At 73.5% G+C, this 19,013-nt stretch carries 19 protein-coding genes and 1 tRNA gene; 10 read left to right on the top strand and 10 right to left on the bottom strand.

What is annotated here, in order from left to right; translation table 11 throughout:
• Window positions 1-162 precede the first annotated feature (162 nt).
• The gene (locus ASF89_RS00220; protein WP_055798758.1) at window positions 163-828 is read right to left on the bottom strand and encodes an SDR family NAD(P)-dependent oxidoreductase; all 666 of its coding nucleotides are present in this window, start codon (window positions 826-828) and stop codon (window positions 163-165) included.
• Between the two features lie 223 nt (window positions 829-1,051).
• Between ASF89_RS00220 and ASF89_RS00215 the strand changes: the two genes are divergently transcribed.
• The 3 genes from ASF89_RS00215 to ASF89_RS00205 all read left to right on the top strand — a co-directional run bounded on the left by ASF89_RS00215 (window position 1,052) and on the right by ASF89_RS00205 (window position 4,889).
• Window positions 1,052-1,510, top strand: a complete 459-nt coding sequence (locus tag ASF89_RS00215) for a DUF3817 domain-containing protein (protein WP_235483937.1) — start codon at window positions 1,052-1,054, stop codon at window positions 1,508-1,510.
• A gap of 91 nt (window positions 1,511-1,601) precedes the next feature.
• Window positions 1,602-3,965, top strand: coding sequence for a heavy metal translocating P-type ATPase (locus ASF89_RS00210; RefSeq protein ID WP_055810979.1), 2,364 nt, complete (start codon window positions 1,602-1,604; stop codon window positions 3,963-3,965).
• 63 nt (window positions 3,966-4,028) lie between these two features.
• Window positions 4,029-4,889 carry a TspO/MBR family protein gene (locus ASF89_RS00205; protein ID WP_055798747.1) on the top strand — a complete coding sequence of 287 codons (861 nt, stop codon included), beginning with the start codon at window positions 4,029-4,031 and terminating at the stop codon, window positions 4,887-4,889.
• Between the two features lie 238 nt (window positions 4,890-5,127).
• On the opposite strand, the gene ASF89_RS00200 is transcribed toward ASF89_RS00205, so the two are convergent.
• Window positions 5,128-6,165 carry an aldo/keto reductase gene (locus tag ASF89_RS00200; protein WP_055810976.1) on the bottom strand — a complete coding sequence of 346 codons (1,038 nt, stop codon included), beginning with the start codon at window positions 6,163-6,165 and terminating at the stop codon, window positions 5,128-5,130.
• 186 nt (window positions 6,166-6,351) lie between these two features.
• Here ASF89_RS00200 and ASF89_RS00195 point away from each other — a divergent pair, with 186 nt between their 5' ends.
• A complete protein-coding gene (locus tag ASF89_RS00195; protein WP_055810971.1) occupies window positions 6,352-7,263 on the top strand; it encodes a helix-turn-helix domain-containing protein in 912 nt (303 codons plus the stop codon).
• Between the two features lie 278 nt (window positions 7,264-7,541).
• On the opposite strand, the gene dcd is transcribed toward ASF89_RS00195, so the two are convergent.
• Window positions 7,542-8,123: a dCTP deaminase gene (dcd, locus tag ASF89_RS00190; protein WP_055798737.1), complete on the bottom strand. Its 582-nt coding sequence runs from the start codon at window positions 8,121-8,123 to the stop codon at window positions 7,542-7,544.
• Window positions 8,124-8,180: 57 nt separating this feature from the next.
• On the opposite strand from dcd, the gene ASF89_RS00185 reads away from it, so the two are divergent.
• Window positions 8,181-9,161, top strand: coding sequence for an NAD(P)H-quinone oxidoreductase (locus ASF89_RS00185; protein WP_055798733.1), 981 nt, complete (start codon window positions 8,181-8,183; stop codon window positions 9,159-9,161).
• Window positions 9,162-9,185: 24 nt separating this feature from the next.
• On the opposite strand, the gene ASF89_RS00180 is transcribed toward ASF89_RS00185, so the two are convergent.
• A complete protein-coding gene (locus ASF89_RS00180) occupies window positions 9,186-9,659 on the bottom strand; it encodes an Asp23/Gls24 family envelope stress response protein (RefSeq protein WP_055810968.1) in 474 nt (157 codons plus the stop codon).
• A gap of 179 nt (window positions 9,660-9,838) precedes the next feature.
• Here ASF89_RS00180 and ASF89_RS00175 point away from each other — a divergent pair, with 179 nt between their 5' ends.
• From ASF89_RS00175 to ASF89_RS00160, 4 genes are all read left to right on the top strand, one after another.
• Window positions 9,839-10,396 carry an RNA polymerase sigma factor gene (locus ASF89_RS00175; RefSeq protein WP_235483935.1) on the top strand — a complete coding sequence of 186 codons (558 nt, stop codon included), beginning with the start codon at window positions 9,839-9,841 and terminating at the stop codon, window positions 10,394-10,396.
• Window positions 10,393-11,184, top strand: a complete 792-nt coding sequence (locus ASF89_RS00170; protein WP_055798724.1) for an Asp23/Gls24 family envelope stress response protein — start codon at window positions 10,393-10,395, stop codon at window positions 11,182-11,184. Before ASF89_RS00175 ends, ASF89_RS00170 begins: the two co-directional genes overlap by 4 nt.
• Window positions 11,184-11,603, top strand: coding sequence for a hypothetical protein (locus tag ASF89_RS00165; RefSeq protein WP_055810962.1), 420 nt, complete (start codon window positions 11,184-11,186; stop codon window positions 11,601-11,603). The genes ASF89_RS00170 and ASF89_RS00165 overlap by 1 nt, the downstream gene beginning before the upstream one ends.
• 151 nt (window positions 11,604-11,754) lie before the next feature.
• A tRNA-Gly gene (locus ASF89_RS00160) sits at window positions 11,755-11,828 on the top strand.
• 81 nt (window positions 11,829-11,909) lie between these two features.
• Here ASF89_RS00160 and ASF89_RS00155 read toward each other — a convergent pair.
• Window positions 11,910-12,323: a hypothetical protein gene (locus ASF89_RS00155; protein ID WP_055810960.1), complete on the bottom strand. Its 414-nt coding sequence runs from the start codon at window positions 12,321-12,323 to the stop codon at window positions 11,910-11,912.
• A gap of 53 nt (window positions 12,324-12,376) precedes the next feature.
• Window positions 12,377-13,537 (bottom strand): hypothetical protein, encoded by a 1,161-nt coding sequence (locus tag ASF89_RS00150; RefSeq protein ID WP_156463255.1) that lies wholly within the window; start codon window positions 13,535-13,537, stop codon window positions 12,377-12,379.
• A 202-nt stretch (window positions 13,538-13,739) separates the two neighbouring features.
• On the opposite strand from ASF89_RS00150, the gene ASF89_RS15800 reads away from it, so the two are divergent.
• Window positions 13,740-13,979, top strand: a complete 240-nt coding sequence (locus ASF89_RS15800; RefSeq protein ID WP_055810954.1) for a zinc-ribbon domain-containing protein — start codon at window positions 13,740-13,742, stop codon at window positions 13,977-13,979.
• Window positions 13,980-14,102: 123 nt separating this feature from the next.
• On the opposite strand, the gene ASF89_RS15795 is transcribed toward ASF89_RS15800, so the two are convergent.
• The 4 genes from ASF89_RS15795 to ASF89_RS00125 all read right to left on the bottom strand — a co-directional run bounded on the left by ASF89_RS15795 (window position 14,103) and on the right by ASF89_RS00125 (window position 18,984).
• Complete coding sequence (locus ASF89_RS15795; protein WP_055798705.1) at window positions 14,103-14,537, bottom strand: RbsD/FucU family protein; 435 nt, start codon at window positions 14,535-14,537, stop codon at window positions 14,103-14,105.
• A 409-nt stretch (window positions 14,538-14,946) separates the two neighbouring features.
• The gene (locus ASF89_RS00135; protein ID WP_255354954.1) at window positions 14,947-17,061 is read right to left on the bottom strand and encodes an iron ABC transporter permease; all 2,115 of its coding nucleotides are present in this window, start codon (window positions 17,059-17,061) and stop codon (window positions 14,947-14,949) included.
• 22 nt (window positions 17,062-17,083) lie between these two features.
• Window positions 17,084-18,088 carry an iron-siderophore ABC transporter substrate-binding protein gene (locus ASF89_RS00130; RefSeq protein ID WP_055798701.1) on the bottom strand — a complete coding sequence of 335 codons (1,005 nt, stop codon included), beginning with the start codon at window positions 18,086-18,088 and terminating at the stop codon, window positions 17,084-17,086.
• Complete coding sequence (locus ASF89_RS00125) at window positions 18,085-18,984, bottom strand: ABC transporter ATP-binding protein (protein ID WP_055810951.1); 900 nt, start codon at window positions 18,982-18,984, stop codon at window positions 18,085-18,087. Before ASF89_RS00125 ends, ASF89_RS00130 begins: the two co-directional genes overlap by 4 nt.
• Window positions 18,985-19,013 lie beyond the last annotated feature (29 nt).

The following is a 19,013-nucleotide window of genomic DNA, read 5'->3' as shown; positions in this document are numbered from 1 at the left end:
AAACCGCGCCGCACCCTCATTTCTCGGGGTGTGGGGCGGTTTTCGGGGTGTAGCGCTGGCAGCGCCGGCAGCGCCGGCAGCGCGGCAGCGCGGCAGCGCGGCAGCGCGGCAGCGCGGCAGTGCGGCGGGCCGGGCAGGCCCGGCCCGGCGCACCCGGGCGGGCTACGCCTCGGGCGCGGTGGTGCGGAAGGTGCTCCGCGAGACGTGCTGCTGCCAGAGCAGCTCGGCCAGGGCGTCGGGGTTCTTGCCCTCGCTCTGCGGGTCGATGCCGCCGGGGATGATCAGCTGCGCGACGTGGATCCCCTCGTCGGCCAGGACCTCGTGCAGCAGCTGCGCGTACGCGGTCTCGCCGGCGAAGGCGATCGACGTGCCGGTGAGGTTCTTGCCGGGGGTCACGGCCGAGCCGCCGTTGACGAAGAGGATCGTGCCGCCGCCCCCGGGCAGGAACCGCATGCCCGGCAGCACCTGGTGCACGGCCGCGACGGGTCCGTAGACCGAGAACTCGATCGGCCCGACGAGGTCCGCGGGCGTCGTCTCGAGCACGGGGCGCATGAAGTCCTTCTGCGGCAGAGGGCTGTACTGCAGCACCTGGATCGGCCCGAGCTGCTCGGTCGCCTGCTCGAGCGCGGCCGCGAGGCTCGCGGGGTCGCGCACGTCGGCGGTGAAGCCCTGCGCCGTGACGCCGTCGGCGCCGAGCTCGGCGGCCAGCGCGTCGAGCCGCCCCTGGTGCCGTGAGATCAGCGCGACGCTGAAGCCCTCCCGGCCGAATCGTCGGGCCACGGCAGCGCCGAGCCCCTTGCCTGCTCCGATGATCGCGAGTGTCGTCATGCCCCCATGCAACCAAGGAGGCGCGGGTCGGGACTCAGGGACCGCCCGCGCCGGCGGCGTGGGCGCCCTGCACCGCGCCTCCTCGGGGTCTGCCCAGCAGTGTCGCAGCGGTGCCCGGCCCGGCAAGGTCGCCGCGGGCCGGACATCGCTCGCGGGCGACCGCTCAGCCGGGGCTGCGAGCATGGACGCCGTACCCCGTCGGCCCCTTCATCAGGAGCAACTCGTGTCGCCTCGCACCCTCTTCCGTTCGTTCGCCGTCGCCGAGGTGGTGACCTGGTCGCTGCTGATCGGCGGCATGCTGCTCAAGTACGTCGCCCGGGTCGGCGACTGGCCGGTCAGCATCGCGGGGCCGATCCACGGCTTCGTGTTCCTCGCGTACCTGGTCGCCGGGGTCGTCGTGGCGGTGAACCAGCGGTGGTCGGCCGGGGTGACGCTGGCGGCGCTGGCGAGCGCCGTCGTTCCCTACGCGTCGCTCCCCGTGGAGCGCTGGATCGACCGCTCCGGCCGACTCCGCGGCGACTGGCGACGCGTCGCCACGGACGACCCCCGCGACCGCCGACCGCTCGACCGTCTGCTGCGCTGGATGCTCGGCCACCTCTGGCTCGCCCTCGGTCTGCTCGTCGTGGGCGTCGTCGTCGTGTTCGTCGTTCTGCTCGTGGTGGGGCCACCGGTCGGGGGCTGACCGACGGGAGCTGCAGGCTGACCGCGCCGCGCCTCCTCGGCTCGTGGCACCGGGGCTGGCGGTCTCGTGGATACCCCCCTAGGGTATGCGTATGAGTTCCGGGCACGAGCACAGCACCCACCCCGCCGAGACCGCAGGAGGCGCGGGTCGCGACGAGCACGCCGGTCACGACGCGCACGCGGGTCACGACGCGCACGCCGGTCACGACGCGCACGCCGGTCACGACGCGCATGCCGATCATGACGCGCACGCGGGTCACGACGCGCATGCGGGTCACGACGCGCATGCGGGTCACGGAGGTCACGCGGGCCACGGCCACGGCGGCCACGGCGACCACGCCGCGCAGTTCCGCGACAAGTTCTGGGTGAGTCTCGTGGTCGCGATCCCCGTGATCGTGTTCAGCCCGATGTTCGCCGGGCTGCTCGGCTACGACATGCCCGATCTCCCTGGAGTGACCTGGATCTCGCCGGTCCTCGGCACGTTCCTCTTCTTCTGGGGCGGCTGGCCGTTCCTCAGCGGCGGGGTCGCCGAGGCCCGGGCCAAGCAGCCGGGCATGATGCTGCTCATCGCCATGGCGATCACCGTCGCGTTCGCCGCCAGCTGGGCGACCCAGCTCGGCATCGGCGGTCTCGACCTCGACTTCTGGTGGGAGCTCGCCCTCCTCGTCGTCATCATGCTGCTCGGCCACTGGATCGAGATGCGGGCCCTCGGCGCCGCCTCCGGAGCGCTCGACGCCCTCGCGGCCCTGCTGCCCGACAGCGCCGAACGCGTCGTCAGCGCCGCGTCAGCCGGCCAGGCCCCCGCCGGTCAGGCCGCAGCCGGTCAGGCCGCCGCCGCCCCCACGGCCGCCGCCGCCCCCGCAGCAGCGCCCGCCCCAGCCGCCCAGGCGGCCGCAGCCGACCCCGCCGCAGCCGAGACCGAATCCGTCTCGATCGCCGAGCTCGAGATCGGCGACGTCGTGCTCGTCCGCTCGGGGGGACGCGTGCCCGCCGACGGCAGCATCGTCGACGGCCGGGCCGCCGTGGACGAGTCGATGATCACGGGCGAGTCGCGCACGGTCACGCGCAGCGTCGGCGACCGCGTCGTGGCCGGCACGGTCGCCACCGACGGCACCCTCCGCGTCCGGGTCGAGGCGGTCGGCGAGGGGACGGCGCTCGCCGGCATCCGGCGACTGGTCGCCGAGGCGCAGGCGTCGTCGTCGCGGGCGCAGGCCCTCGCCGATCGTGCGGCGGCCCTGCTGTTCTGGTTCGCGGCCGGGGCCGGCGTCATCACGTTCCTCGTCTGGCTGCTGATCGGCGACGTCGACCAGGCGATCACCCGCACGGTCACCGTGCTCGTCATCGCCTGCCCGCACGCACTCGGTCTCGCGATCCCCCTCGTCATCGCCATCTCGACCGAGCGCGCCGCCCGCGCCGGCGTGCTGGTGAAGGACCGCCTCGCCCTCGAGCGCATGCGTCTGGTCGACACCGTCCTGTTCGACAAGACCGGCACCCTCACGCGGGGCGAGCCCGTCGTGACGGACGTGACGACCGCCTCCTCGGCCTCCGGCTCGTCCGACGACCGTCGGCACGCCGCGCTCCGTCTCGCGGCCGCCGTCGAGCGCGACAGCGAGCACCCTCTGGCTCGGGCGATCGTCCGCGCCGCGGCCGAGTCGCCTCAGGCGGGAGCCGAGGAGGCGCGGGTCGTCGTCAGCGACTTCCGCACCTCGACGGGCCGCGGGGTCGAGGGCACGGTCGACGGCGTCCGCGTCGCCGTCGGCGGCCCCGGTCTGCTGCGCGACGGCGGCCACCCGGTGCCCGAGGAGATCGCCGCGGCGACCGGCCCGTGGTCCGACGACGGCGCCACGGTGCTGTACCTGGTGCGCGACGGCGTCGTCGAGGCGGCGTTCGCCCTGCGTGACGAGGTGCGCCCCGAGTCGGCGGAGGCCGTGCGTCGGCTGCACGACGCGGGCGTGCGGGTCGCGATGATCACGGGCGACGCGCGACCGGTGGCCGAGGCCGTCGGGCGCGAGCTCGGCATCGACGAGGTGTTCGCCGAGGTGCGCCCCGACGAGAAGGACGCCCGCGTCGCCGAGCTGCAGCAGCGCGGTCAGCGGGTGGCGATGGTCGGCGACGGGGTCAACGACGCCCCGGCCCTGGCCCGCGCCGACGTGGGGATCGCGATCGGGGCGGGAACCGACGTCGCCGTCGAGTCGGCCGGTGTGGTGCTCGCATCGAACGACCCCCGGGCCGTGCTCTCGGTGATCTCGCTGTCGCGGGTCGGCTACCGGAAGATGATCCAGAACCTCGTCTGGGGTGCGGGCTACAACGTGCTGTCGGTGCCGCTGGCCGCCGGTGTGCTGGCCGGCGTGGGCTTCGTGCTCTCGCCTGCGGCCGGTGCGGTGCTCATGAGCCTGTCGACGGTGATCGTCGCGCTGAACGCTCAGCTGCTGCGCCGCTGGAAGCCCGCCGCCTGACAGGTCGCTGATCGTTTTAGTTGCTAAGAGAAATCGGCGGGAGGCGCGACTAGCGTTCATCGCATGAGCACCGAGAACCGCGTCCGCACCAGCACCCCCGACGACACCGCCTCGCCCGCGACCGGCGCCGACGTCGTCCGTCAGATCGTCGTGTTCGTCAGCGCCCTCGTCGCCGTCGCCCTCGCGGCCTTCGGCTCGGGGGCGTTCGGCGGCGTCTCGGTGTCCGACGCGGCCGGCGGCGCGCTGAGCGCCACGGCCACGACCGTCGCCCCGGCGACGACGGCGTTCAGCATCTGGAGCGTCATCTACCTCGGCCTGATCGCCTACGCGGTCTACCAGGCCCTGCCGCGCCAGCGGGCCGTCACGCGCCACCGCCGCCTGGGCTACTGGGTCGCCGCGTCGATGCTGCTGAATGCGGGCTGGCTCTTCGCGGCCGTGCAGCTCGGCAGCGTCTGGCTGGGCGCGGCCGTGATCGTCGCGCTGCTGCTCGTGCTGGCGCGCATCTTCGTCATCTGCTTCCACACCGCCTCGGGCGGCTGGGTCGACGCCGTCGTGACGGACGGCACGATGGGCCTCTACCTCGGCTGGGTCAGCGTCGCCACGGTCGCCAACATCGCCGCCGGTCTGGTCGACGCCGGCTTCGACGGCTTCGGTCTGCCGGCCGGCTTCTGGTCGGCGGTGGTGCTCGGCATCGCGGCCCTGGTCGGCGTCGCGATCGCCTTCGCCGGGCGCGGACGCATCGCCCCCGCCCTGTCGCTGAGCTGGGGCCTGTCGTGGATCGCCGTGGGCCGCCTCCTCGGCGAACCCGAGAACACGGTGGCCGGCGTCGCGGCGATCATCGCGGCTCTCGTCGTGCTCGTGGTGACGGTGGCCGTGCGCATCGCCCGCGGTCGCGTCGGCGCCACCCGCTCGCTGCACCGCTGAGCCGCGCCGCCGCCGCTGCCGCCGCCGCCGCGCCCGCCGCCGTCGCTGGCGCCGCTCAGCGCGACACCCCATTCTCGGCGCGGCACCCCGAAAGATGCCGGTTTAGCGCGGAAAACGGGGTGCAGCGCGCTGCCGCCCGGCGCGACACCCCGTTTTCGGCGCGGCACCCCGAAGGATGCGGGTGTAGCGCTGAAAACGGGGTGTTGCGCGGCGCGGCGCGGCGAGCCTGCGCGAGCGGCTAGCGGCCGCCGGCGAGCCTGCGGTCGCGCTGCGCGACGCCGGCGGTGCCGTACGGGTAGTCGTCGATGCGAGGCGCGCTCGCGGCCGACAGGCGGGCGACCTCGTCGTCGGTCAGCGCGACCGCGACGTCCGATGAGCCGAGGTTGTCGTCGAGCTGCTCGACCGAGCGGGCGCCGAGGATCACCGACGTCACCGCGGGCTGGCGGAGCAGCCACGCGAGCGAGACCTGCGACGCCGACGCGTCGTGGGCGGCGGCGATAGAGGTGACCTCGTCGAGGACGTTCCAGGTTCGCTCGTCCGCGTTCCGCGCCTCCCAGGCCTCCATGCCCCGCTTCGGGTCCTCGCCGAGGCGCGTGGCGCCGGTGGGGGCCTGGTCGCGGGTGTACTTGCCGCTCAGCCAGCCGCCGGCGAGCGGCGACCAGGGCAGCAGGCCGATGCCCGCGTCGAGCGAGGCGGGGACGACCTCGTGCTCGATGTCGCGGACGAGCAGGTTGTACTGCGGCTGCAGTGTCACCGGCGGCGCGAAGCCGAGCGCCGCGGCGCGGCCGACGGCCTTCGTCACCTGGTAGCCGAGGTAGTTCGAGAAGCCGTAGTAGCCGATCTTGCCCGCGCTGACGGCGTCGTCCAGGAAGCGCAGGGTCTCGTCGATGGGGGTGAGGTGATCCCAGGCGTGCATCTGATAGAGGTCGACGTGCTCGACGCCGAGCCGGGTCAGCGAGGCGTCGAGGGCGGTCGCGAGGTGGCGGCGCGAGAGCCCGACGTCGTTGGGGCCGTCTCCCATCGGGAACCGACCCTTCGTGGCGAGCACGACCTGGGCCGCCTCGGTGGGGTGCTGAGCCAGCCATCGTCCGATGATCTGCTCCGAGACGCCCGCGCTGTAGACGTCGGCGGTGTCGACGAGCGTGCCGCCGGCTGCGACGAAGGCGTCCAGGAGAGCGTGCGAGGTGGTCTCGTCGGCCTCTGCGCCGAAGGTCATGGTGCCCAGTGTCAGCTCCGACACGGAGGCGCCGCTGTTTCCGAGAGTTCTGTAGTCCATGGCGGCGACGCTACGCTCCGAGCCCGATCCGGGGTAGCCTTCGGCCAGTCGACGGATCAGGTCGACGAGCTCGTGCGGGCCAGGACCCTGTTCGCACGGGCCATCACCCGAACCGGGCCGAGTGCCATGTCGCCGAACCCCTTCGCGGATCCCCGCGTCCGAAGCATCGAGACAGCAGACCCTGCCGTGGCGCACGAGATACTGCACCGGGTCTACAAACTGCAGTCGCTCGACGCGGGCGCGCCCGGCGACTCCTTCCGGTTCCGTCGCTCGGTCACGGGTGAGCCGCGGTTCGCCGTCGGGCACCTCGAGTACGGCGGCGTCCTCCGCACGATCAGCGACCCCATCCCGTACTTCAGCATCGCGACGGTGGTCGGCGGACGGGTCACGGTCTCCGACGGCGTCGAGGAGGTGCGGGGCGAGTCGGGCTCGACGATCGCCTTCTCGAGCAAGCGCGTGAAGGACACCCAGTGGGATCACCTCGAGCTGTCGCAGATCATGATCGACCGCGACTCCGTCGAGAAGGAGCTCGCCTCGCTCGGGCTCGCGGCCCCCCGGGGTCTGCACCTCACGTCGATGAGCATGGTCTCGGCGTCGCATCAGAAGCACTGGCGGTCGGTGACCGCCCACCTGCGGCAGCTCGTGCAGAACGACGCCGCGATGTCGAGTCCGCTCGTGCGGACGGCAGCGTTCCGCACCCTCGTCACCGCATTCGTCGAGGGCTTCTCGACGACGGCGGTGCCGCTCGACCACCGGGGCGAGGGGCGGCAGCTGCCGTCGACGGTGCGGCGCGCGATGGCCTTCATGGACGAGCACGCCCACGACGACATCGGCGTCGTCGAGATCGCCGAGGCGGCCCGGCTGACGCCGCGCGGGCTGCAGCTGGCGTTCCGGAAGCACCTCGACACGACGCCGATGGCGGAGCTCCGTCAGGCGCGGCTGCGCGCGGCGCACGGCGACCTCGTGGCGGGCGACCCGACGCTCGGTCACACGGTGGCGGGCATCGCCGCGAGCTGGGGCTTCGCCCACGCCGGACGGTTCTCGGCGATCTACCTCGCGGCCTACGGCCGTTCGCCGCGCGAGACGCTCGAGTCCTGACGTCACGGTGCGTCGTATCCCGGCGCGTACGGTGCTGCAAGGGGATTGATCTTCGCCCGTCGTCCTGCTAATTCGTTCTGCGTCCAGGCGGTCGCGAAAGATGAGGATCCATTAGAAGATGACTACGCCTCGCGATGACCGGTTCAGGATCGCGAGTCACGGGGGCGCGGGTTGAGATGTCGGGTTTCTCCCCGCGCCCCCCTTCTCTTCGAGAGGGGCGGCGGAGAGCCGCGCCGCGCCTCCTCGGCTCGACGCCGTCAGCGGGCGACGCCGACCGGCTAGCGGCTGACGTCGGTGTGCACGAACGACTGCGCCGAGCGGCTCGCGGTCGGGCCGCGCTGCCCCTGGTAGCGCGAGCCGTACTCGCTCGATCCGTAGGGGTGGTCGGCCGGCGAGCTGAGCCGGAAGAAGCAGAGCTGGCCGATCTTCATGCCCGGCCAGAGCTTGATCGGCAGGGTCGCGACGTTCGACAGCTCGAGCGTGACGTGGCCGCTGAAGCCGGGGTCGATGAAGCCGGCCGTCGAGTGCGTCAGCAGGCCGAGTCGGCCGAGCGAGCTCTTGCCCTCGAGACGCGCGGCGACGTCGTCGGGCAGGCTGACCAGTTCGTACGTGCTGCCGAGCACGAACTCGCCCGGGTGCAGGATGAACGGCTCGTCGGCGGGGGTCTCGACCAGGCGGGTCAGCTCGGGCTGCTCGACCGCCGGGTCGATGAACGGGTACTTGTGGTTGTCGAACAGGCGGAACAGCCGGTCGAGCCGCACATCGATGCTCGATGGCTGGATCAGCGTCGGATCGTAGGGGTCGAGGCCGATGCGGCCCGCGTCGAGCTCGAGCTTGATGTCGTGATCGGAGAGCAGCACCCGGCAACTCTAGCCACCGCGACGACGGCGTCGCCGGGTCTGGAGGAGGATGGGGTCATGCGTGCCGTCACCGTCCCCGTGCCCGGAGGGCCCCGCGCCCTCATCGTCAGCGAGGTGCCCGAGCCCGTCGCCGGGCCGCACGAGGTCGTCATCGACGTCGCCGCGGCCGGCGTCAACCGCGCCGACGTCAATCAGCGCGAGGGGCACTACCCGTCGCCCGCCGGTGCGCCCGCCTGGCCGGGGCTCGAGGTGAGCGGCACCGTCGTGGCGATCGGCTCCGAGGTGACCAGCGCCTCCCTGGGCGAGCACGTCGTCGCGCTGCTGCCCGGCGGGGGCTACGCCGACCGGGTGGCCGTCGACGCCGGGCTCGTGCTGCCGTACCTCAAGGGCCTCGACTTCGTCGAGTCGGCCGGTCTGCCCGAGGCGGTCGCCACCGTCTGGTCGAACGTGTTCATGAACGCGCAGCTGCAGCCCGGCGAGACCCTGCTCGTCCACGGCGGATCGAGCGGCGTCGGGTCGATCGCGATCCAGATGGCCAAGGCGCTCGGCTCGACCGTCTACGCCACCGCCGGCACCCCCGACAAGGTCGAGTTCTGCGAGCAGCTCGGCGCCGACCGCGGCATCGACTACAAGCGCGACGACTTCGTCGCCGTCGTGGACGAGCTCACCGACGGGCGCGGCGTCGACGTCGTGCTCGACCTGGTCGGCGGCGACTACCTCGCCCGGGACGTCGAGGCGCTCGCCGTCGGCGGTCGCATCATGGTGATCGCCGCCCAGGGCGGCCGGGACGCCACGATCGACGTCGGCGCGCTGATGGCGAAGCGCGCCCGCATCTGGGGCACCACGCTGCGCGCCCGTCCGCTGGAGGAGCGGCGCGAGATCATGGCGCAGGTGCGGGAGCACGTGTGGCCGCTCGTGGCCCGCGGCGACGTGCGCCCGGTGCTCGACAGCGTGTTCCCGCTCGAGTCCGCCGCCGCAGCGCACGAGCGCATGGCGACGGGCGAGCACAGCGGCAAGATCCTCCTCGCCGTGCGCTGACGCGCTGACGCGCTCGCGGGCCGCCTAGCGGACGCGGGTCGTGGCGGGAGCGGTCGTCTCGTCGTCATCGTCGACGCCGGGGATGTGCACGTCGACGATGGCGACGTTCACCTCGGCCACCTCCATGCCGATGAGCTGCTCGACGGCGGCGGCGACGGCCGCTCGGACCTGGTCGGCGACCTCGCTCATCGGCAGTGGGTACTCGACGACGATGGTGACGTCGGCCGCGACCTGCGTCTCGCCGACCTCGACGCGGATGCCCTGGGCGAGGTCCTGGCTGCCGACGACGTCGCGGAGGGCGCCGAACGCGCGAGCGGCGCCTCCGCCGAGCGCGTGCACGCCGGGGACGTCGCGGGCGGCGATGCCGGCGACCTTCGCCACGACCGCGTCGGCGATGACCGTGCGGCCGGTGGCGCCGGAGGCCGCGCCGGAGCCGGCGCCCGAGAGGGAGGCCGCCGAGGGGCCGGTCGTGAGGGTGGTGGGGGTCATGTCGCTCATGGAGTGTCCTGACTGTCGGTGTGCGCGGTGGTTTCGTGGTTTAGTCGTCTGCAGGACGCGTTCGGCGGCGACATCGTCACGGTGCCCGTCCGGATTCCCTGTCCCGCTCCGTTCTACCGGAGCACCGGGCGTCGGGTCACAGCGATGTGCCCTCGCCCCGACACAGCCGAGGAGGCGCGGTGGCGGTCGACCTGTCCGATGCGGCCGATGCCGTGCTCGCGTCCCGCGCCGCGGAGGGCGACGAGAGGGCCTTCGAGCAGCTGCTCCGCCGGCACCTCGGTCTCATGACCGCCTACGCGACCCGGCTGACGAGCTCACGCGCCGACGCGAACGACGCCGTGCAGGAGGCGTCGATCGCCATCTGGCGTGAGCTGCCGACCCTGTCGGAGCCGGCCGCCGTGCGCGGCTGGATGATGCGCATCGTGTCGCGCAAGTCGTTCGACCTCGTGCGGTCGCGGCGCCCCGCGAGCGACGTCGACGAGCTCGAGCTGCCGAGCGAGCCGGGCGGCCGGGACGATCCCGAGCGGGCCGTCGTCACCGGCGACGCGATGTCGGGGCTGCGTCAGGCGCTCCGCCGTCTGCCCGAGACCCAACGCCAGGTCTGGACGCTCCGCGAGGTCGGAGGCGAGTCGTACGCCGACATCGCCGAGACCCTGGGGACGTCCGTGACCGCCGTCCGAGGCCTGCTGGCCCGGGCCCGAGAGACACTGACCCGAGAGATGGAGGCCTGGCGATGAGCGACGACCCGACCCGCTCCTCCGGGTACGACGGCGACGAGAGCGGGCCGACCCGCGCCTCCTCGGATCCCGCCGAGACCACCCCGTCGACCGCCGGCGCCGACGCGACGGCGGACGCCCTCGCGCAGGGGCTCGACCCGGACCGCGCCGTCGCCGCCGGTGACGCCGTGACGACGGCCGATGCGGAGGCCGAGCTCGACGCAGCCGTCGACGCCGCCCCCGACGACGGTGTGAGCCTCGAGCGCATCGCCGACTACCTCGACGAGGGCCGGCAGCCCTACGACCCCCTCATCGAGGACGACCCGTCTGCGCTCGCCCAGCTCAACGCGCTGCGACGGCTCCGCGGCGTCTCGGACCAGCTGCTGAGCGACGAGGTCGCCGCGACGCCCGCCCCGGCCCCGTCGTGGATCGCCGACGTCATGAGCCGGGTGCGCCTCGAGTCCCGCTCGGGTCGCGAGATCCCGCTCACCTCGACCCACGAGCGGACGACCCTCCACATCACCGAGGGGGCCGTGCGCGGGCTGATCCGCGAGGCGGGCGACGCGGTCGACGGGGCGCTCGTCATCTCGTGCGCCATCGTGGGCGACGTCGCGCAGCCCGACGCGATCGTGACGGTCGACGTGGCCATCAGCGCCCTCTACGGCGTGGCGGTGCAGCCGCTCGCCGACGAGGTCCGTCTCGCGGTCGTGCGGCACCTCGAGCAGCAGACGGAGCTCGTCGTCGAAGGCGTCGACGTGACCGTGCGCGACGTGCACCAGCTCGACGACGAACACGACGGAGGTCTGTGATGGACGATCGGCAGCTGTCACGACTGGCCACCGAGCTCGGGGCGCTCGCCGCCGAGACGCCCGGCGTGGTGCGCGTGCAGGCGCGCCCGGGGTTCGGCACGGCGATGCGGCGCGCGGTCGACGGGCTGACCGCGGTGGTCGGCGGGGGCGACGGAGGCGACGGCGACTCGGCTGGCGACGGGGGCGTGGGCGGGATCGGCTCGGACTCGCCGGCGACGGGGCCCTCGGCGCCGATCGTCGGCATCGTCGCGTCGCGGGCCGAGACCCGTGTGACGCTGGACATCGCCGTGAGCGACGAGGCCTCCGGGCCGCGCGTCGCCCGCGACGTGGCCGAGAGCCTCCTCGGGCGGCTGGCTCTCGAGCCCGACCTGCTCGAGCCGTCGCTCGACCTGCGGATCGTCGGCGTCGGGCCGCACTAGTCGCGCGCCCCTGCCTCGAGTGGTCGGAACATGCTCGTCGCGGGGGAGTGCAGGTCATCTTCCGACCACTCGATCCGCAGGCGTCCGATGCTCGGAGCGGCCGAGGAGGCGCGGGTCGCTATAGTGGACTGGTCCGCGTCCGACGCGGCACGCGAGTGTAGTTCAATGGTAGAACTCCAGCTTCCCAAGCTGGTAGCGCGGGTTCGATTCCCGTCACTCGCTCCATCGACCGTCTCGCGCCTCCTCGGCTCCGGTCCCTCTCCAGCTCCGGCCCGTACCGCTCAGGGTCTGGTCCGGGCTTCTCCGCTACGCGTCGGGCGCGGCCCGGCGGGCCGGCTGCCGCAGGGCCGAGTGCACGAACGCCGCGGCGAGCACGGTGTAGAGCAGCGCGGCGGGGAGGCTCCAGCCGGCCCCGTCGGACACCCGTGCCGACGCCAGCTGGCCGACGACCTGCAGCACGCAGAGGCCCCCGACGACGAGACCCGACGTGCGGCCGCCCGTGAGCTTCCACCAGGGGCGGGGTGGCGCGATCGGCTCGCCCGGGGCCCGGAACGTGCGGGCGCAGAACAGCACGACGGCCAGAGCGAGCGCGACGCTCGCGATGGTGCCGCCGACACCTCCCACCAGGAGGGCCGACGTGAGTCCGAGCATGAACACGGCGATGTAGCCGACGATGACGATGCCGGTCTTGGTGGTCGCGTCGGTGATCCGGGGTGCCATGCGCTCCAGTCTGGACGAGGAGGTGCCGGTGGTCCAGGCAGCCGCCGTCGCGCCTACGCCGCCGCGCGCGCCACGTACTGCTCGGTCAGCGCGACGCTGGTGGCCTCGACGTCGGGGATCGCGACCGGGTTCACGCTCAGGCGCACCCAGTCGTCGCCGAGCACCAGGTCGGTGATGCACGTCTCGGCGCAGGTGCGGTAGGCGCGGTCGCCCTCGGCGAGACCGGTCACCTCGACCTCGGACGCCGGGTCGACGTGCCCGAATGCGAGGCGCTGGTCGAGAGCCCAGGCGCCGCCGACCAGCGCGCTCTCCTCGATGATCGACGTCTGCGGGGCGCCGGCGCCGTCGAGCGCCGTGAAGCAGTTCGACGCCTGGGCGCGCTGCCAGGCCGCCGCGTACACCGAGTAGCCGCCCCCGGCCAGCTCGATGCGGGTCTCGCCGTCGAGTCCCAGGGCGGCCGCGTCGTAGGGCTGGTCGACGTCGCACGTCCAGTTCGGCAGCGCCCCGCCGAGCGGCCACGGCTCGTCGGAGACGTCGGCTGCCGTCACGGCATCCGTGATCTCGCGGACGATCGGGTCGATCACCTTCTCGGAGGTGCTGCCCTCGGGCACGTCGAGGCCCGTCGCGAGCAGGCTCACCCAGGTGCCGTCGATCAGCGTGTCGAAGGTGCAGCCGGCGAGGCTCTGGTTCTCGACGCTCATGTTGCCGAAGCAGTCGAGGCCGGGGTCGCCGTCGTACGTCGCCACGAGCTGCGCGTACTGCTCGTCGGCGTGCGGCAGCACCTGCACCAGCAGACCCGTGTAGCCGCTGCGGGGGATCGGATTGTTCTTGCCGTCGGAGGCCCGGCCGTTGTTCCACGTGCAGACGATCCCGCCCTCTTGGGCGACCGCGTAGTCGGAGGGCTCGGCGTCGGCCCGCGCGTAGTAGTCCTGCGACACCCACTCGCCCTGCACGGCGCTGACTGTAGCGGAGTCGAGCAGGCCGGCGCAGTCGAGACCGACCTCGGTCACGGGCTCGGCCGAGGCGCCGCCGGCATCGGAGGACGGCGTCGACGAGGACGAGGGGTCGGCCGACGGGCTGGAGTCGCCGCCGCCCGTGGGGGTGGGGCCGGCGGATGCGCCGTCACCCGCACCTCCTGCCGTGCACCCGGCCAGCAGCATCACCGCCGCCGCTCCGCCGATGAACCCCTGCCACAGTCGCGTCGTCGTCCCCATCATCCGACGCTATCAAGCCGAGGAGGCGTGGGTCGTCACGATCACGCAACACCCGTCGCCCAGGCGGCCGGCCTCGCGGCCCCGCGCCTCCCCGCCCGCGCCTCGTGCCGGATGCCGGACGCTGGAGGCGTGCGTGCGTGGGTCGCGGCGCACCCGATGCAGCCGTCGGGGTCGTGACATCGGGGCGGACTACGGTCGAGGCATGTTCCTCCTCTTCGGCACGTCCGTCCGCCGCACCCTGCTCGTGACCGTCGTGTTCATCTGCGGCTACTGCGACAAGAACGTGCCGCAGCGCGTCGAGAAGCTCGCGACGAGGTTCACGCTGTTCTTCGTGCCGCTGTTCACCGTCCGATCGCGATACACGAACCAGTGCAGCAACTGCGGGGGGCTCACCGAGCTCACGCGCGAGCAGGCCGATCGCGCGGTCGCCCGCCAGGGCTGAGTGGTCGGAAGGTGCCCTCCGGTTCTTGCGGAGGGGCGTGTTCGGACCACCGTGCGAGGTCGGGAGGTGGTGCGGCCACATGACCCGCGCCTCCTGGGCTCGGCCGACATGCGCCTCCCGGGGTCACTCGTCGAAGACGACGCCCTTCTGCAGCACGAAGCAGCCCCACGGGGCCGGGTCGAGCACGTGCACCACGGCGAACGCCCCGCGGGCGCGCTCGTAGAAGTCGAGCCGCGGGATGACGCCCCACTCGAGCGGCTTCGGGTGCGCTGCGCGGGCGATGTCGAGCACGGCGTCCTGCTCGGCGGTGGTGACGGCCGGATCGCCGTCGACCTCCATGCGCTCGAGGGGCGTGTCGACGAACTCGTCGAGGGGGAACACGCCGAGCAGCGCCCCGATCACCCGCGACATCGTCGCCTCGCCCACCCGCACCACGGGGAGCCCCGTCGACGCTGCGGGGAAGTTGCGGTCGACGACCAGCAGCTGATCGCCGTGGCCCATGTCGTCCAGGAGGTGCAGCAGCGCGCCTCCCAGGATCGGATCGATGCCCTTGAGCATGCGTCCTCCTCGTGTCGATGGCGCGGGGTCGCCGTCGACGCCGCTGCCGTCGCCCAGGCTAGCGACGTGGGGGCGCCGGGCGCGTCGCCCGGGGCGTCGAGTGCGTCGCGCCGGGGCGCCGAGCGCACTGTTCGGGCATCGAGTGGTCGGAAGATGCTCGTGCGGGCGCGACGGAGAGCATGTTCTGACCAGTCGATGGGCCTTGGCCCCACGCGAGCGGGAGTGCGAGCGCGTCGTCCGTCGTCGAGCGCGTCGTTCGAGCATCGAGTGGTCGGAAGATGCTCGTACGAGCGCGATAAAGAGCATCTTCTGACCACTCGATGCTCTCGGCTGAGCGCGGGGGCGGCGAGACGCACGCCCCGACCCCGACCCCCGACCCGCGACCCCCGACCCCGACCCCGAGCCGGCGTCAGCGGCGTCCGCGCCAGAGCAGCCAGACGAAGTACGGCGTCCCGATCACGGCGGTCAGCAGCCCCGCGCCGAGCTGGGCGGGTGCGATCGCGGTGCGTCCGAGCACGTCGGCCAGCCCCACGAGCAGGGCGCCGAGCAGCACGGCGACCGGCACGACGCGGGCGCTCCGGCGTCCGACCAGCGCGCGGGCCGCGTGCGGTGCGACGAGGCCGACGAAGCCGACGACGCCGACCGCCGAGACGGCCGTCGCGGTCAGCAGCACGGCCAGCGACAGGAACACCAGTCGCGACCGCGACAGCGACACCCCGAGGAGGCGCGGCGTGTCGTCGTCGATCCCCACGAGGTCCAGGCTGCGGCGACGTCCGGCCACGACGACGAGCGCCAGCACCAGGGCCACCGCGACGGGCGCCGAGTCGGGGAGCGTGCGGCCGTACGTCGATCCCGACAGCCAGGTGAGCGCCTTCGCCCCGTTGAACGGGTCGGTCAGGACGATCAGGAGGCTGATGGAGGCGGTGGTCGCCGTCGCGACGCCGATCCCGATCAGCACGAGGCGGTTCTGGGCGAAGCCGCTGCGCGCCGCGAGTCCGAAGACGATCAGCGAGGCGAGCACGGCGCCGGCGAACGCGGCGGCGGCGACGCTCCAGCCCGTGGCGGCGGGCACCGTGGTCACGAGCAGCACGGCGCCGAGTCCGGCCCCGCCGGTCACGCCGATGATGCCGGGCTCGGCCAACGGGTTGCGGGTCGCCCCCTGCACGAGCGAGCCGGCCAGGGCGAGAGCGGCCCCGGCGGTGACGGCCGCGACCACGCGCGGCACACGGGTGTCGAGCACGTAGCTGACGATCGGGCCCGACCGGCCCCCGACCCAGTTGACGACGTCGCCCAGCAGCAGCTTCGTGTCGCCGAGCAGCACCGAGCCGACGACGACGCCGAGCAGCGCGGCCGCGACGACGACCACCGTCACGACGTACCGGCGGCGCGACACGATCGGGTGGCGTTCGACCGGCGTCGCCCCGGCGTGGTCGCGGGCGCGGAACGCCAGCACGACGAGGAACACCGCGCCGAGCAGCGAGGTCACGAGGCCCGTGGGCACCTGCACCGAGGCCTCGGCTCCGACCAGCGTCCGCAGCAGCACGTCGGCGCCGAGCACGAGCCCGGCCCCGGCGAGCCCTGCGAGCGGCATCAGCACGACCGAGCGCCGGACGGCGGGGACGACCCGCCGCATCAGTCGCACCAGGGCGGGCGCGCACAGTCCGACGAAGCCGATCGGCCCGGCGAGGGTCACGGCGGCGGCCGAGAGCAGCACGGCGGCCAGCACCGCGACCACGCGCGTGGTGCGGACGTCGACCCCGACGCTGCGCGCCGCGTCGTCGCCGAGGGCGAGCGCGTCGATGCGGGTCGAGCAGAGCAGCAGCACGACGAGGCCGACCACGATGACGGGCGTCAGCTGGGCGACGCCCGCGAAGCCGTTCTGCGAGATGCTGCCCTGCCCCCACTGGTACAGGCCGACGGTCTGCTGCGGGAACAGCAGGAGCAGCGCGCTCGTCACCGAGGCGAGCCCCAGGGCGAGGGCGCTGCCCGCCAGCACGAGACGCACGGTGCCCGACCCGAGCCCCGACAGGGCCAGCACGACGGCGGCCGCCGCGAGACCGCCGGCGAAGGCGACGCCCGACGAGGCCAGCAGCGGCAGCGTCAGACCGGTCACCGCGGCGACGGCCAGCGCCGCGGCGGCGCCCGCGTTGACGGCGAGCGTGTCGGGCGATGCGAGCACGTTGCGGCTGATCTGCTGCAGTGCGGCCCCGGCCGCACCGAGGGCGATCCCGACGACGAGACCGGCGACCATGCGGGGGAGGCGCGATGCGACCACCACGGACGCGTCACCCGCCGTCGCGGTCCCCGTCAGGGCCTGCCACACCTGGAGGGGCCCCACGTCGGCGGTGCCCTGCGTGACGTCGACGAGGGCGAGGAGCACGACGACGGCGACCAGCGCGATCGTCACCCCGACCGACCGAGGGGTGAGCCGGCGGGGCGCGGCGACCCGCGCCTCCTGGGCTCGCTCGGTGCGTCCCTGCCGGGTCGGCGGGACGGGATCGGTCGGGGTGACGATCGTGGTCACGGTCGGTGCGCCTGCCGTCGGGTCAGTCGGTCAGGGTCGAGACGACGGCGTCGACGTAGGCCGTCATCGCGGCCGGTCCGCCGAACATCCAGATGCCGTCGGGCAGACGGTCCACGTCGCCCGACTCGACGAAGGGCAGCGACTTCCACACGGCGTTGTCGCCGAGCACGTCGGCGAACGGGTCGTCGCCGTCGACCTCGTTCGTGATGTAGAGGAACCGCGTGTCGTCGGGCAGCTGCGTGAGGCCCTCGACGTCGGTCGCGGCGAGGCCGTAGGCGGGATCGCCCTCGACGGTCCAGGCGTTGGTGAGACCGAGCTCCTCGGTGACGTCGCCGACGAGCGAGCCGGCGGCGTAGGGGCGGATGCCCACCTGGCCGGCGTCGACGTAGCCGTCGGCGAAGGCGACGTCGGTGCCCTCGAGCCCGGCGTCGGCGATGGCCTGCCTGCCGTCGGCCAGGGCGTCGTCGAAGGCCTGCTTGACCTCGGTCGCCTGGTCCTCGGTGCCCGTCGCCTTCGCGATGAGGTCGAGGTTGTCCGTCGCGTTCTCGATCTGACGCGAGGCGTCGGCCGAGGTGATCTGCAGCACGGGGGCGATCTCGCGCAGCTGCGTGACGGCGTCGGCCGGCAGGTCGGTGGTCGCGACGATCAGGTCGGGGGTCAGCGAGGCGACGGTGTCGAGGCTCGGCTCGCCCCGCGTGCCGATGTCGGCCGGGTCGTTGGTCAGCGGCACGGACGCGCCCCAGGCCTGGTAGCCCGCGACGTCGGCCACGCCGACCGGGTCGACGCCGAGGGCGACGAGGTCCTCGACGACGTTCCACTCGGTGCCGACGACCTTCGTGGCCGGACCGTCGAGGGTGATCTCGGCTCCGGTGGCGTCGGTGAGGCTGATGGGGCCGCTCGAGGCGGAGGTCGAGCCGGAGCCCTCGCCCTCGGCGTCGGTGGCCTCGGTGGTGCCGCACCCGGCGAGGGTGAGGGCTGCGGCGGCGGCGACGGCCGCGGCCGTCAGGAGTCGTCGTCTGGTGTTCACGGGTGGAGCCTCTCGGTTCTGGTGTGGTGCCGGCCGATCGCGCGGGTGCGCAGGTGGCCGGTCGTGGGGTCGGTGTCGACGTCGATGCGGATGCCCCAGACGTCGCTCAGGAGGCGCGGTGTCAGCACGGCCGACGGCTCGCCCTCGGCGACGATGCGACCCTCGCTGAGCACGACGATGCGATCCGCGAGGGCGGCCGCCTGGTCGAGGTCGTGGAGCACGACGCCGACGGCGATGCGCCGGTCGTCGGCGAGCTCGCGCACGAGGTCGAGCAGCTCGACCTGGTAGCGGAGGTCGAGGTAGGTGGTCGGCTCGTCGAGCAGCAGCACGCCGGTGTCCTGCGCGAGGCAGCTGGCGAGCCAGACCCGCTGCAGCTGGCCGCCGGAGAGCTGGTCGACGCCGCGCCCCGCGAGCTGCGCGACGCCCGTCAGATCGAGGGCGCGGTCGACCGCGACGGAGCCGTCGGCGTCGCCCCGGCCCCAGCGGCCGCGGTGCGGGTGGCGGCCGAACTCGACGACGTCGCGCACGGTGAGGCCGCTCGGCGTGGGGCGGCCCTGCGTGAGCATGGCGACGCGGCGCGCGAAGTCGCGGGGCGAGAGCGCGAGGGCGTCGGTCTCGGAGTCGCGGGTGTCGGCGCGGGGTGCGCCGGTGGTCGTGCCGGAGCCGTCGCCGTCGCCGAGCGAGAGGGAGCCCGTCCGGGCCTGCTGGAGGCGCGCGAGGGTCCGCAGGAGGGTCGACTTCCCGCTGCCGTTGGGTCCGATCAGCGCGGTGACGCATCCGGGCCGGAGCTCGAGCAGCGCGTCGTGGACGACGTCCACGCCGTCGTAGGCGATCGAGACGCCGTCGGCCCGGAGGGCGGGGGCGGCCGTCGTGCCGGTCGGGGGATGGGGGCTCACGGTCGCTTAGGTTAGCCTAACCTCACTGC

Source organism: Frigoribacterium sp. Leaf172 (genome assembly GCF_001424285.1).
Taxonomy (GTDB): domain Bacteria; phylum Actinomycetota; class Actinomycetes; order Actinomycetales; family Microbacteriaceae; genus Frigoribacterium.
The sequence above is the reverse complement of the archived record's forward strand: the minus strand, read 5'-3'. Positions and strand labels throughout refer to the sequence as shown.